Consider the following 13,137-nt stretch of genomic DNA (forward strand, 5'->3'; position numbering starts at 1 on the left):
CGAGGCTGCGGCCCCGCAAGAGGGCCGACGCTCGAAACCGCCGGAAACGTCAGCCCTTGCCGCCGAAGCTGAGCTCGCCGCGATACCAGCCGTTAGCGTTCGCGCCGGTCGGCCTGTAGTCGCCGGCCTGGATCATCTCCAGCAGAACGCCGCCGACCAGGCCCTCGACCTCGGGGCAGTTGAGCCGGGTCATCACCAGCCGGTCGAGCGATCCGTCCGGAGCGAAATGGGCGGCAAAGGACACGGTGACGTCGTAGTGGGGCCCTTTCTGTCCCGGGAACGTGCATTGCCGGGCGTGAACGATCTCGTCGATCCGGGCGAGGGCGTCATTGTTCAGATGATCGGATCCGCGCTGCTTCATCAACGGCAGGTAGCTCCAGTTGCCGTCCGCGACCTCGACCCGGGTTGCCGATGCCGCCGGAACCGGAGCGAGAAGCAGCGCCATGGCCAGCAAGTGCTTCATCGTTCGATCTCCCACTAAGAGCGGCCACCTTATTGCAAGCGGGGCGCCTTTGTCGATGATCGGCCTCAAGTGCTTGCGGCGAGTGCTCCGGCGATCCGTTCGACCAGCTGCCGCGCGACCTCCTCCTTCGTCGCTTCGGGCCAGTCCTCGACCCGGTCCCCCGTCACCAGATGGACTCGGTTGCGGGCGCCGCCCATCACCTCTCCGGAGACGTCGTTGGCGAGAATCCAGTCGGCGCCCTTGGAGTCGCGCTTGGATCGCGCATTGGCGACCAGATCGCCGGTCTCGGCGGCAAAGCCGACCAGCAGGCGCGGCCGGCCCGGATGGGCGGCAAGCTCGGCGAGGATGTCGCGGGTCGCAACGAAGCGGAGCTGCGGTGGGCCGTCGCTTTTCTTCAGCTTCTTCGGCGACGGCTCGACCCGCCAGTCGGCGACCGCGGCGACCAGGATCGCGGCGTCGCAGGGCAGGGCCGCCATCACCGCGTCGGCCATCTCGGCGGCGGTTTCGACGTCAACCCGCTCGACGCCGTCCGGGGTCGGAAGCGCCACCGGCCCGGCGACGAGGGTCACTCGGGCGCCGGCTTGAGCGGCGGCGGCGGCGATCGCGAAGCCCTGCCGTCCCGACGAGCGGTTGGCGATCACCCGCACCGGGTCGATCGGCTCGTGGGTCGGACCGGCGGTGACCAGAAAGTGCGTGCCCGCGAGGGTCACTGGCCGGTCAGGAACTCGGCGTCGAGCCACTCCATGATCGCCGCCGGCTCGGGCAGTCGGCCGGGGCCATGCTCGCCGCACGCCATCTCGCCCTCGTCGGGCTCGATCACCCGAACCCCGTCGTCCCTGAGCTGGGCGACGTTGCGCTGGGTCGCCGGGTGCAGCCACATGCGAACGTTCATGGCCGGCGCGACCACCACCGGCTTGTCGGTCGCCAGCAGAAGCGTCGTCGCGAGGTCGTCGGCCAGCCCGCCGGCCATTTTCGCCAGCAGGTCGGCGGTCGCCGGGCAGACCAGCAGGAAGTCGGCCGCCCGGCTCAATTCGATATGCCCCATCTCGACCTCGTCCTTGAGGTCCCACAGGCTGGTGTAGACCGGGCTCCTGGCGAGCGCGCCCAGCGTCATCGGAGCGACGAAATGCTCGCCGGCTTTGGTCAGCACCGGAGTCACCTGGTGGCCGGCCTTGGTCAGCAGCCGCACCAGCTCGCAGCTCTTGTAGGCGGCGATCCCCCCGCCGACGATCAGCAACACGCGTTTCATGGGCCTCAGCCTAGCACAAGCATCGCGATCGCGCCCGCCGCGGCGCCGGCAAGCGCAAGGCCGGCATAACTCCACCAATGCCGGCGCTCGATCAGCGCGATCTCGGGCAGCGGCGGCGGCGGCGGTGCGGCGCCCGCCGGCGGATAATATTCGTCCATCCGATGGATGAGTTTGGGGATCAGCTTGATCGCCCGCACCACCTCGGTGATCCGGTCGGCATAATAGGCTTCGGGCCCGAGCTCGGAGCGCAGCCAGTCCTTGAGGAACGGCTCGGCGGTCTCCCACATGTTGATGTCGGGATCGAGCCTCGTCGCGACTCCTTCCTCCATCACCATGGTCTTTTGCAGCAGCAGCAGATGCGGCTGGGTCGGCATGTCGAAGTCGCGGGTGATCGAGAACAGGCTTTCGAGCATCCGGCCGACCGAAATGTCCTTGACGGGAAGACCGCGGATCGGCTCGCCGGCGGCTCGAAGCGCGGTCGCGAATTCCTCGACGCTGTGGTGCGGCGGCACGTATTGCGCCTCGAAATGAATCTCGGCGACGCGCCGGTAATTGCCGGTGATCAGCCCGTAGAGGATTTCGGCCAGCCACATCCGCGCCTGGCGGTCGATCCGGCCCATGATTCCGAAATCGATCACCGCGATCCGCCCGTCGGCCAGCGCGAACAGATTGCCCTGGTGGAGGTCGGCGTGGAAAAAGCCGTCGACCACCGCCTGGCGAAGGAAGGCGCGCACGAGAATCGCCGCGAGCTCCTTGCAGTCGTGGCCGGCGGCGACCAGCGCATCGCGGTCGTTCAGCTTGACGCCCTCGAGCCATTCCAGGGTCAGCACTCGCCGCGCGGTGCGGCGCCAGTCGATCTCGGGGACGAAGAAACCCGGCTCGGCGATCATGTTCTCGCGCAGCTCGGAAGCCGAGGCGGCCTCGCGCTGAAGGTCGAGCTCGCGCACGGTCCACTGCTTGAAATGCGCGACCACCAGCCGCGGGCGCAGCCGCTCGAACTCGCCGCCGCCGCTCTCGACGTGCGCCGCCGCCCACTCGTATGTCTCGATCGCCCGGGCGAATTCCTGCTCGATCCCGGGCCGAAGCACCTTGACCGCGACGTCGCGGCCTTCGGTGGTCACGGCCCGGTGGACCTGGGCGATCGACGCCGAGCCGATCGGCTCGGGATCAAAGCTCGAGTAGAGTTGCTCGAGGGGGGTTTCGAACGCCTTTTCGATCGCCGCTTTGATCGCCGTGAACGGGGCCGGCGGCAATTTGTCCTGGAGCTGCGACAGATTTTCGGCGGCGCGGTCGCCGACCAGGTCGGGACGAGTCGACAGCGCCTGGCCGAGCTTGATCGCGGCCGGCCCGATTTCCTGCAGCGCCTTGGCGTAGTCGGGGGTTGGCGGGACCTTGGCCGCGAAGCGCGCGATCCGGGCCAGCCGGCGGACCTGCGGCGGGGTCAGAGGGTCGGCCTCGATCCCCCGCAGAGCGCCGTGGCGGGCAAGCGTGCGCCCCCATTTCAGAAGCCGCCACAGATGGGTGACCGAAGCGGTCAAATCTTCCAGCCGCTGTGGATTGCGACCAGCCCGCCGAGCATCGGCTCGACTGCGACGCGGATGAAACCGGCGTCGGCGATCATCCGCTCGAACGCCTGGGCGCGCGGGAACCGGCGGATCGATTCGACCAGATAGCGATAGCTCGCCTCGTCGCCGGCGACGGCCCGGCCGAGGCGCGGGATGACGCTCTGGGCATAGGCTTCGTAGGCGCTGGCGAAGCCGGGCCATTCGCTGGTCGAGAACTCGAGGCAGTAGAAGCGCCCGCCGCGATCGAGGACTCGCCAGGCCTCTCTGAGCGCCGCGCCGATGTCCGTGACGTTCCGGATCCCGAAGGCGATCGTGTAGGCGTCGAAGCTGCGGTCCTCGAAGGTCAGGCCTTGCGCGTCCTCGACCTGCCAGTCGAGACGCTCCACGCCGCGCGTCCGGGCGCGCTCGCGGCCAACTTCGAGCATGTCGGGATTGATGTCGGCGACCGTCACCCGGGCGCCGCGGCGCGCCATCCGGAAGGCGACGTCGCCGGTGCCACCCGCCATGTCGAGGATGCGCTCGCCGGGCCTCGGCTTCACCCGGGCGACGAAGCGATCCTTCCACAGCCGGTGGAGCCCGCCCGACATCAGGTCGTTCATCACGTCGTATCGCCGGGCGACCGATGTGAACACCGCTCCGACCCGGCGGGTTTTCTCCTCGGGGCTGACCAGCTCGTCGCCGAAATTCACCTTGGCCGTCATGGCGGTGCCTCTAGCGGGCTTGGCGGGCCTTCGCCATATCGGCGCCATGCCCGAGCTTCCCGAAGTCGAGACCACGGTCCGCGGGCTGGCGCGCGTCCTCGCGGGGCGCCGGCTGACCCGGGTCGAGGCCCGGCGGGCGGACCTGCGCCGGGCGTTTCCCGAGGATCTCGGGCAGCGGCTCACCGGCGCCAAAGTGATGGACGTCGGCCGCCGCGCCAAGTTCGGGCTGATCGCGACGGATCGCGGCGATACCCTGGTTTTCCACCTCGGCATGTCGGGCCACTGGCGGATCGATCCCGGTGAGGTCGACCGGCACGATCATTTGCTGGTCGAGACCGACGAGGGACGGCGTCTGGCGCTCAACGATGCCCGCCGCTTCGGCTCGGTCGACCTGCTTTCCACCGATGCGCTGGGCGAGTGGCCGCCGATTGCGGCGCTCGGTCCTGACGCGCTCGGCCCCGACCTCGACGCGCGCTGGTTCCGGCGCCGCTTCGAAGGGCGCCGGGCCCCCGTCAAGGCGCTGCTGCTCGACCAGCGGATCATCGCCGGCCTCGGCAATATCTACGCATGCGAAGCGCTGCACCGGGCGGCCATCCATCCGGCCCGCGCCGCCGGCTCGATCTCGCTCAGGCGGCTGGATCGACTCGCAGCTGCCATCCCGGAGGTACTCGACGAGGCCGTCGCGGCCGGTGGGTCGAGCTTGCGCGATTTCGTCAGCCCCGACGGAACGCTCGGCTATTTCTCGGCGCGGTTCGACGTCTACGGCCGGGAGGGCAGGGCGTGCGCGTGCGGCGGCCGGGTCAAGCGAATCGTCCAGGGCGGCCGCTCGACCTTCTATTGCCCCCGCTGCCAACGTTGAGCGCCGCCGATTCGCCGGCGGATCGGTTGACCATCACTGCCCCTCCCGCTAGTGGAGCGGCCGTGTCGGCGCGGGCTTACGGCTCTTTGCGCCGTTTTTTCATTGAGCTGGGATTCAAGAGACCAAGATGGCGAACACCAAGCAGGCCAAGAAGCGCATCCGCCGGAACGCCAACCGCGAGGCGATCAACGGCGCCCGGGTGAGCCGAATCCGGACCTTCATCAAAGCCGCCGAGTCGGCGCTCGAGTCGGGCAAGAAGGACGAGGCCGCCAAGGCTTTGCAAGAGGCTCAGCCGGAGCTGGCGCGCGGAGTCGCGCGCGGAGTCGTTCACAAGAACACGGCCGCCCGCAAATTTTCGCGGTTGTCCAAAAGGCTTGCCTCTCTGGGTTGAATCGGCGCCTCAAAAACAGCCGTCTAAGGGCGATCGATACGCCCGCAATTTGGTCCCAATTCGGGACCTTTCAAAAAACCCACCTTTTCCCGCGATTCGCGCTTCCGGTAAAATGGAAGCTGGCAAAAAAATCGCTGTTTTCCGGCTTTCTCCCGGCTTTCCGAGGGTTTTGCCTGTCAAGGCTGATTATTTCACTTTTGTGAAAAAACAGGTCTTGAAAGCTTGCTCCCAGGCTTCCAGAAACAAGCCTTCCAGGCGCCGAGTCTGCGTCCGGGGGCTAGAGAGAAAAAACGCCATCGGCGCCAGCGGACTCGCACCCGGCGCAGCGGCCCCTTTTTGTCTCTCGCCGCGATTGTGAGGGAGGCGAATAGGCAAGTGCACGGCGGTCTGTCCTCATCGACTTTGGAGCCGGCTGGCGCAGCCATCGCGGCGCCGCTCGAAGCCGCCTGGGAATCGATTCGCGGCGGCCTTCGCAGGGACCTCGGGGCGCGGACATTCGACGGCTGGCTCAAACCCGCTGTCCTGGGGGCGTTCGAACCGGACACCGGCGCTCTTGAGATCCTGATGCCCAGCCAGTTCATGGCGGACTGGGTTCGCTCCCATTTCGGCGAGCGGCTGACGCTGGCGTGGAAGACGGTGCTGCCGATCGTGCGCGAGGTGCGGGTCGCCGCCGCCGCCGATGCGCCGCGGCCCTCGCCGCTGCTGATCCTCGAGGAGGTTGTGGAGGCGCGGCCGCCCGAGCGCGACCCGTCGGCTCCGAATTTCGATCCGCGCTACCGCTTCGAAACCTTCATCGTCGGCAAGGCCAATGAGGTCGCGGCGACCGCCGCCCGGACGCTGGCCGGGACCGGCGCGGTCGGCTTCAACCCGCTGTTCATCCATGGCGGGACCGGCCGCGGCAAGACCCATCTGCTGCACGCGATCGGCCACGGCTTCCTGGCCGCCAATCCCGGCAAGCGAGTCGTGTCGATGTCGGCGGAAAAGTTCATGGTCGAGTTCATCCGCGCGCTCAAAGCCAATGACACGATCGGCTTCAAGGGGCGGTTGCGCAACGCCGACCTGCTGCTGATCGACGACGTCCAGTTCATCGCCGGCAAGGATTCCACGCAGGAGGAATTCTTCCACACGATGAACGAGATCATCACCGCCGGGCGGCGCCTGGTGATCACTTCGGACCGGGCTCCGCAGGACCTCGACGGAGTTGCTCCGCGAATCCTGTCGCGGCTGTCATGGGGGCTGGTCGCCGACATCAACGCGGCCGATTTCGAGCTGCGCTTCAACATCATCCAGGCCAAGCTCGGAGCGCTGCCCGGAGTCGAGATGCCGCGCAACGTCGTCGACTTCCTGGCCCGGCGAGTGACGTCGAGCGTGCGCGAGCTCGAAGGCGCTCTCAACCGCATCGCCGCCTACGCGATGATGACCGGCCGGGCGATCGACGTCGCCTTCGTCGAGGAAGTCCTGGCCAACGTCCTGCGCGCCAACCAGCGGCGGATCTCGATCGACGAGATCCAGACCCAGGTCGCCGAGCATTACCGGATCCGCAAGGCCGAGATGACTTCGGCGCGCCGGGCTCGCGAGGTCGCCCGCCCGCGTCAGGTGGCGATGTACTTGTCCAAGCAGCTGACCCCCAAGTCGCTGCCCGACATCGGCCGGCGCTTCGGCGGCCGCGACCACACGACGGTCATTCACGCAGTCAAGCAGATCGAGCGCCTGCGCGCCGCGGACGCCGAGCTCGACGCCGATATCCGGCTGCTGACCCGACAGCTCGAGGGCTGAGCGGCAAACAGTTCCCTGGCTGCCCCGATGGCCAGGGAAAAAGGCCCATCCGGACCGGTTCCGGGTGGGCCTTTCCGTGCCGTTGCGGGAACGGCTTAGCGCTGCGGTATCGCTGGTGGCCGCCCGTGCGGGTTACGAATCCCGACTACGCTCATGTTTTCGAATGAACAGCCCAAGGACCAGATCAAGGATCGGTGGAAGAACACGATGCAGCAACAGCGTCGCTCGAAACACGAAGTAGCTCCCGAAGTGGTAGGACGGCACGGCTGACGTGGTGTAGTGAAAGACGTCAGCCCCGCCGCTGAAAAATCGCCGAACGTCCTTTGGCCGGTTCAGCTTGTAGGCGGTTGGAAAGACGTCCTCCTCCTTGCGGTGAGGTTGAACGCTTCGAAGCAGCCGGCTGTGAACGCGATTGGGAAAGAGCCGGCTTGCAAGGGCCACGTAACCCCATTTGTTGGGCGTCAGTGCGCAGATCCAGCCTCCGGGCTTGGTGACCCGCAGCAACTCGCGCGCCAGCCATTCAGGATCGGAAACATGCTCGAACACATAGCGTGAAACGACAATGTCGAACCGTTCGTCTTCATAGGGAAGGGGCTGGCCTTTCTCGAGCAATTTCGCCTCGTCGAGCGTCGGATTGCCGAGCACCGCGGGATCGATATCGCAACCGTCGACGTGGGCGACACGGCCACGGAAATTCTGCAGCCAGAGACGGTAGCGGCTCGGCTCGTCGTAGAAGAACTCGCCCCTACCTGCGCCGAAGTCGAGGACGAAATCATCGGCTCTCACCAGGGCGGCAATCTGGGTGAAAAAAGCCACTTCTTGATCGATGTGGCTAAAGCCGCTGACGTTCACCTCTTCAAAGGCTTGCCGTTCGAGCCGCATCTTCGACGTTTCTCTCGTCCTATCCACCGTGACGACCGGTCCGCGCGAACTCGCTTTGTCGGGTAGTGGGACAGTCACGTTTGAAACAACTCCTTGTTGAAGCCCAAACGACGGCCGGTCAGTGCGTGATCCGCTCTCGCCACGTCTTTCTCCGCCCCGATTGAAAGCGGACGAATGGAGACTCATGGGCAGGGCAGGGCTTTCCTGCGAGTTCCCCCCGGTGACTTGTTAGCGCACGCCTTGTGCAAAGGCGAAATGTGATTCACAAGCCGGGCGCGACGGGGTCGGCTCGCCTGATGCCGCCGCGCACCTTCCTGCACGGGTCATCATGTTTCCCTACTGGCTGTTGTTCTTCATTTTCGCTTTTGGCGCGCTTGTGGACGCCTTGAGGCGTTCGCGAAGTCCGGCGCTTGCGAGCCCGGCGCCTTCGGTCGGCCAGCCAGTGCGTGGTTATGATCCGTTCCTGACCAGCGCGGCGCTGGTGGCCGCGTTGATGATCGGCTTCCGGTACCAGGTGGGCGGGGATTGGAACCCCTACGAATTCATCTTCGAGCAGATCGGCCGTCTCAGTTTCTGGAAGGCGGTCTGGTACATGGATCCGGGCTACGCATTCCTGAATTGGGCAGCCAATTCCCTGGGGATCGAAATATGGTCCGTTAATCTCGTTTGCGGCCTGCTTTTCACGTTCGGGCTCACTCGATTTGCCCGCACTCAGCCGTACCCCTGGCTGGTCTATGTCGTGGCCATTCCCTATCTCGTGATCGGCGTCGGCATGGGTTACTCGAGGCAGGCCGTGGCCATCGGTTTGTCGCTGGCCGGCCTGGCAGCCATTTCGCGAGGCTCCTTTGGCCGCTTCCTGCTGTGGATTGTGGCAGCCGCTCTATTTCACCGAACGGTCTTAATTTTCATCCCGATCATCGGCATATCCTACTCTCGAAATCGGCTTCAGACCCTGTCGCTGACGATCGCCGCCGTCGTTCTTGCCTACCTTCTCCTGCAAGAAAGCGCCGAGGGGTTTAAAAGGGCCTACGTCACGCGCGTCTACGAATCCCAAGGCGCTGGAATTCGTTTGGCCATGAACATCGTGCCGGCGATCCTATTCCTCGCCTGGTCGAGGCGCTTTGAAGTCGGCCTTGCCGAACGCACGACCTGGCGAAACCTGTCGATCGTCGCGCTGTTGAGTTTCGCTGTTTGGATGGTGGTCGAAACCACGGTCGCGGTCGACAGGCTCGCGCTTTACATCATCCCTTTGCAGCTGTTCGTGTTTTCCCGTCTGCCGATCGTTTTTTCGAGGAATGGGACTCCAGCGACCGGCGTGTTGCTGATGGTGATCCTCTATTCGGCCCTCGTTCAGTTCGTCTGGCTGTTTTATGCCAATCACTCCAAGTTCTGGATCCCCTATCAACTGTACCCGGTATTTTAAGTTACCGAACGGTCGCGAGAAGCCTTCGAACTCCGGCCAACGGCGAGAATTGGTCTTCGTACCAATCAAACGCCGCACGTTGACCAGAAAAGTTGAGGGTGTGGGGACCCTTGACCCTGTCCAGCTGCAGTCGGCCGACCGCCTCTTCGCGGTAGTCGCGTACAGTCAGTTCCTGAATCCGGAATATAGCGATCCCGTTTCCATACTCCTCGTGCCACAGCTGCCCGAGCCTCAGAGGGCCGGCGGCGGAGGGGACAATGAATCCGGCCATGCGCGATCCGCTGGGCGAGATTCGGATCGGCGATCTCCGGTGCTCCTCAAACCGCCCGAACAGGTCCGGCGCGTGCCATAGCCGGAGCGCGCCGGGTCCTTCATCGAGCAGATTGCCGAACAGAAAAATTCTCGATCCGTGGCGAAAGAGCGTCGGATCGAGAATTCTCGGGTCGCCCGGAACGTCCATCCTGGCGATCTCGGTCAGCTGGTCGCCCCGGTACTCATAGATGGCAGGGGGTGCCCAGAGTGCGACTTCCGGGATCAGATAGGTTCTGCCGTCCTCTTCGATCCACGCCGGGTAGCTGTGATGTCCCCTGGCAGTCGACAGCTTGTGAATCCCGTCGGATCCCAGCTTGAGGATCTCGCCTTTTCCCGTTCGGGACCGCAGGGCTTCCAGCAGCATTTCCGAGCCCGAGGGGGCGAAAAACGGGTCCGCCAGGAAGCGATATCCCCTGGGCGTCGGATAGGTGTGCCAACTGCTCTGAGCAGGAAATGCGCGATCGGGCGCAAGCAATTCCTGCGGTTCGAATTCGGCAATGGATACGCGCCAGGCCTTCTCCATGAAGGCGCCATAGGCCAAGCGACCCATGAGCGATCTGGTCGTTTTCCAGATCAGCCTGAGAACGTCCCAGGTGCGCGGAAGCCGGTAGACTTTTCCATCGCTGGATCGATCCAGCGCCGTCCCGCTGAGCGCATTCTCGATCGCCGTCTTGAGGAGCAGCGGAGAGCGCCCGAACGCGTCGAGCAGGGTCGCCTTGTAGGAATGGGAGAACACCTTGCTCTCGGCGAAGGCGAGAATCGCGCCGGCGTCGAGCCGATTGGAGAGGCGCTGCACGACCTGGCCCATGATCTGCTCGCCCCCAAGCAGCTCGTAAAAACCCGCGGGACGCCCCCGGAACTGGGCGGGATCGCCGTGATGATAGGACAGGATCGGAGTGGCCAGCACGTCCGGGGGCGGGACTTTGAGCAATCCCATCCCGAATTTGAGGATCACGTCCGGCGCGTCGGCCCTGAGGCATTGAAGGATCGTTGAAGGCAGTTCCTGCCACGCGCCGCTATAAACGGAATCGAAATCGACAGTCCTTTCGACCTTGAGACTCTTCGGTAAAGCGGTGGCGCGAGTCAGGGCGTTGCGGATCGTGAACAGGTTCAGCGCGTAATAGGCGAAAAACCTCACCCGCCGCTTTTCCGGCCTCGTATTCCGGCAATTGTAGACAAGCAGCTCGGGCTCGGGCTCGAGCAAAGCCAGCGCATCGGCCTGCCACTTTGCGATGCGCATGTTGTCGACGATCAAGGCGATTTTCACGGGCGGCCCCCGACTCCACCCGGCAGGGGCGAGAATCGCGGGCGATCGGCGCTGCCAAGCGCTCCCGTGGGACGTTTGCCGTGCATCAGGATGGAAGCGTTTCGGATTGAAGCCCTGTGGACGGTATCATTCCCCGACGAACGGACGGGCCGGAACCGGGTTGCCGTCGAAGAGGCCAGCCGGCTCGCGAAGCTCGGTTGCGGTCGCGCAGGCTGGCGAGCTACAGGAGCGGCCCGCATCCGACAAGATCACCCAGCCCCTCCGGAATTTGGACAGCTGTAATATGAAAGGAATCATCCTCGCCGGAGGGAGCGGTACCCGCCTTTACCCGGCGACAATCGCGGTCTCGAAGCAACTTCTCCCAATCTTCGACAAACCCATGATTTATTACCCGCTGGGTGTCCTCATGCTCTCGGGCATTCGCGAAATCCTCATCATTTCGACACCGGAGGAGCTGCCACGCTTCGAGGCCTTGTTGGGCGACGGAAGCGCTCTGGGGCTGTCGTTCAGCTACGCCGAGCAGAAAGCGCCGAACGGTCTTGCCGAAGCCTTCATCATCGGCCGCGAGTTCGTCGGCTCTGATTCGGTCGCACTGATCCTTGGCGACAACATCTTCTACGGTGCCGGATTGCGCGAGCTTTGCCTGGGTGCAGCCCAGGAAAATCAAGGGGCCACCGTGTTTGCCTACCAGGTCGAAGATCCGCAGCGCTACGGGGTGGTCGCGTTCGAGAAGGGGAGTGATCGCGCGCTTTTCCTCGAAGAGAAGCCGCCCGAGCCCAAGTCGAATTGGGCGGTCACCGGACTTTATTTTTACGACAATGACGTCCTCGAGATTGCGAGGTCGGTCACGCCTTCCGGCCGCGGCGAGCTGGAGATCACCAGCGTCAACCAGGCCTATCTGGACCGCGGCGACCTGCGCGTCATGCGGCTCGGCCGCGGCTTCGCCTGGCTCGACACCGGTACCCACGAAATGATGCAGGAGGCTTCCTCCTTCGTTCGCGCGATCGAGCACCGCCAGGGGCTCAAGATCATGTGCCTCGAGGAGATTGCACTCGACCAGGGCTACGTGACTCCCGACCAGGTCCTGCGCCGGGCAGCCTTGCTCGGAGACACCCCCTATGCGGCTTACTTGCGGCGTCGGGTGAGCGAGCTCGCCGATGAGTGACGGCCCGGAAACCGTGCTCGTCACCGGCGGCGCCGGGTTCATCGGCAGCGCGGTTTGCCGCCACCTGATCGCCGCCGGCCGCTATCGAGTCATCAACCTCGACAAGCTGACCTATTCCGGAAACCTGGCTTCGCTCGCCGACATCGAGGACAGCCCGGATTATCGGTTCCACCAAGCCGATATCGCGGACGATCGGCCGATCCTCGACGTCCTTCGGCAAGAGGGCGTGACGAAGATCCTGCATCTCGCCGCCGAGACCCACGTCGACCGCTCGATCGACGAACCGGCGGTGTTTCTGGAAACCAACGTCACCGGCACGTTCCGGCTGCTCCGGGCGGCGCTCGAATATTGGAGCGGCCTCGGCGGCGACCTGCGGCAACGATTCCGCTTCCATCACGTGTCCACCGACGAGGTGATGGGCGACCTGGCGTTCGACGAGGGCGTCTTCACCGAGGAGACGCCATACGATCCTTCCTCGCCCTACTCGGCGTCGAAGGCCGCGTCCGATCATTTGGTTCGCGCCTGGCACCGGACCTACGATCTGCCGGTCGTCCTCTCCAATTGCTCGAACAACTATGGGCCCTACCAATTCCCCGAAAAACTGATCCCGCTGGTCATCCTCAACGCGATCGCCGGGCAGACCCTTCCTGTCTACGGCCGCGGGGCCAACGTGCGCGACTGGCTTTACGTGGAGGATCATGCGCGAGCACTGGAGCGGGTGATGGTCGACGGGGCGGCGGGGGAAACCTATCTGATCGGCGGGCGCGAGGAGCGAACCAACCTGCAGGTCGTCGAGGCGATCTGCGCCGAGCTCGACCGCAAGGCGCCGCTGGCGAACGGTCGCTCCTACGCGGAGCAAATCGAGTTCGTCGCCGACCGCCCGGGGCACGACCGGCGCTATGCGATCGATCCCTCGAAAATTGAGCGCGAGCTCGGCTGGCGGGCGGCTGAGAGCTTCGAGACGGGGCTTGCGAGAACGATCGACTGGTACCTCGCGCGCGAGGACTGGTGGCGGCCGCTGCGCGAGCAGCGCTACGCCGGGCAGCGGCTCGGGCAGGGTCGCGTGGCCTAGCTGCGTCGGCGC

General features: G+C 65.0%; 11 protein-coding genes and 1 pseudogene. 6 read left to right on the top strand and 6 right to left on the bottom strand.

Translation table 11 applies throughout. The features are described from left to right. Positions 1-49 precede the first annotated feature (49 nt). The 4 genes and pseudogenes from H0T81_RS06355 to H0T81_RS06370 form a co-directional block, all read right to left on the bottom strand. Positions 50-463, bottom strand: coding sequence for a hypothetical protein (locus H0T81_RS06355; protein WP_294011055.1), 414 nt, complete (start codon positions 461-463; stop codon positions 50-52). Positions 464-528: 65 nt separating this feature from the next. Next, positions 529-1,712 (bottom strand): annotated as a pseudogene (gene coaBC / locus H0T81_RS06360) (bifunctional phosphopantothenoylcysteine decarboxylase/phosphopantothenate--cysteine ligase CoaBC). A gap of 5 nt (positions 1,713-1,717) precedes the next feature. Continuing rightward, a complete protein-coding gene (gene ubiB / locus H0T81_RS06365) occupies positions 1,718-3,250 on the bottom strand; it encodes a 2-polyprenylphenol 6-hydroxylase (RefSeq protein ID WP_294011056.1) in 1,533 nt (510 codons plus the stop codon). Further along, the gene (locus tag H0T81_RS06370) at positions 3,247-3,978 is read right to left on the bottom strand and encodes a class I SAM-dependent methyltransferase (RefSeq protein ID WP_294011057.1); all 732 of its coding nucleotides are present in this window, start codon (positions 3,976-3,978) and stop codon (positions 3,247-3,249) included. Before H0T81_RS06370 ends, ubiB begins: the two co-directional genes overlap by 4 nt. Before the next feature lie 46 nt (positions 3,979-4,024). On the opposite strand from H0T81_RS06370, the gene mutM reads away from it, so the two are divergent. The 3 genes from mutM to dnaA all read left to right on the top strand — a co-directional run bounded on the left by mutM (position 4,025) and on the right by dnaA (position 7,004). Beyond that, entirely contained in the window at positions 4,025-4,837 is an 813-nt protein-coding gene (gene mutM, locus H0T81_RS06375) for a bifunctional DNA-formamidopyrimidine glycosylase/DNA-(apurinic or apyrimidinic site) lyase (RefSeq protein WP_294011059.1), read from the top strand. A gap of 127 nt (positions 4,838-4,964) precedes the next feature. Next, a complete protein-coding gene (gene rpsT / locus H0T81_RS06380) occupies positions 4,965-5,228 on the top strand; it encodes a 30S ribosomal protein S20 (RefSeq protein WP_294011061.1) in 264 nt (87 codons plus the stop codon). A gap of 375 nt (positions 5,229-5,603) precedes the next feature. Further along, positions 5,604-7,004: a chromosomal replication initiator protein DnaA gene (gene dnaA, locus H0T81_RS06385; protein ID WP_294011062.1), complete on the top strand. Its 1,401-nt coding sequence runs from the start codon at positions 5,604-5,606 to the stop codon at positions 7,002-7,004. A gap of 132 nt (positions 7,005-7,136) precedes the next feature. On the opposite strand, the gene H0T81_RS06390 is transcribed toward dnaA, so the two are convergent. Next, entirely contained in the window at positions 7,137-7,886 is a 750-nt protein-coding gene (locus tag H0T81_RS06390) for a class I SAM-dependent methyltransferase (RefSeq protein WP_294011063.1), read from the bottom strand. A 328-nt stretch (positions 7,887-8,214) separates the two neighbouring features. Here H0T81_RS06390 and H0T81_RS06395 point away from each other — a divergent pair, with 328 nt between their 5' ends. Beyond that, the gene (locus H0T81_RS06395; protein WP_294011064.1) at positions 8,215-9,309 is read left to right on the top strand and encodes an EpsG family protein; all 1,095 of its coding nucleotides are present in this window, start codon (positions 8,215-8,217) and stop codon (positions 9,307-9,309) included. A gap of 1 nt (position 9,310) precedes the next feature. Here H0T81_RS06395 and H0T81_RS06400 read toward each other — a convergent pair whose 3' ends face one another. After that, positions 9,311-10,888 carry a hypothetical protein gene (locus H0T81_RS06400; protein ID WP_294011066.1) on the bottom strand — a complete coding sequence of 526 codons (1,578 nt, stop codon included), beginning with the start codon at positions 10,886-10,888 and terminating at the stop codon, positions 9,311-9,313. Positions 10,889-11,171: 283 nt separating this feature from the next. On the opposite strand from H0T81_RS06400, the gene rfbA reads away from it, so the two are divergent. Together rfbA and rfbB are read left to right on the top strand one after the other, a co-directional pair. Continuing rightward, positions 11,172-12,053 (top strand): glucose-1-phosphate thymidylyltransferase RfbA, encoded by an 882-nt coding sequence (gene rfbA, locus H0T81_RS06405; RefSeq protein WP_294011103.1) that lies wholly within the window; start codon positions 11,172-11,174, stop codon positions 12,051-12,053. Further along, entirely contained in the window at positions 12,046-13,125 is a 1,080-nt protein-coding gene (gene rfbB / locus H0T81_RS06410) for a dTDP-glucose 4,6-dehydratase (protein WP_294011068.1), read from the top strand. The genes rfbA and rfbB overlap by 8 nt, the downstream gene beginning before the upstream one ends. Positions 13,126-13,137 lie beyond the last annotated feature (12 nt).

It is taken from the genome of Sphingomonas sp. (assembly GCF_013812825.1).
Lineage (GTDB): Bacteria > Pseudomonadota > Alphaproteobacteria > Sphingomonadales > Sphingomonadaceae > Sphingomicrobium.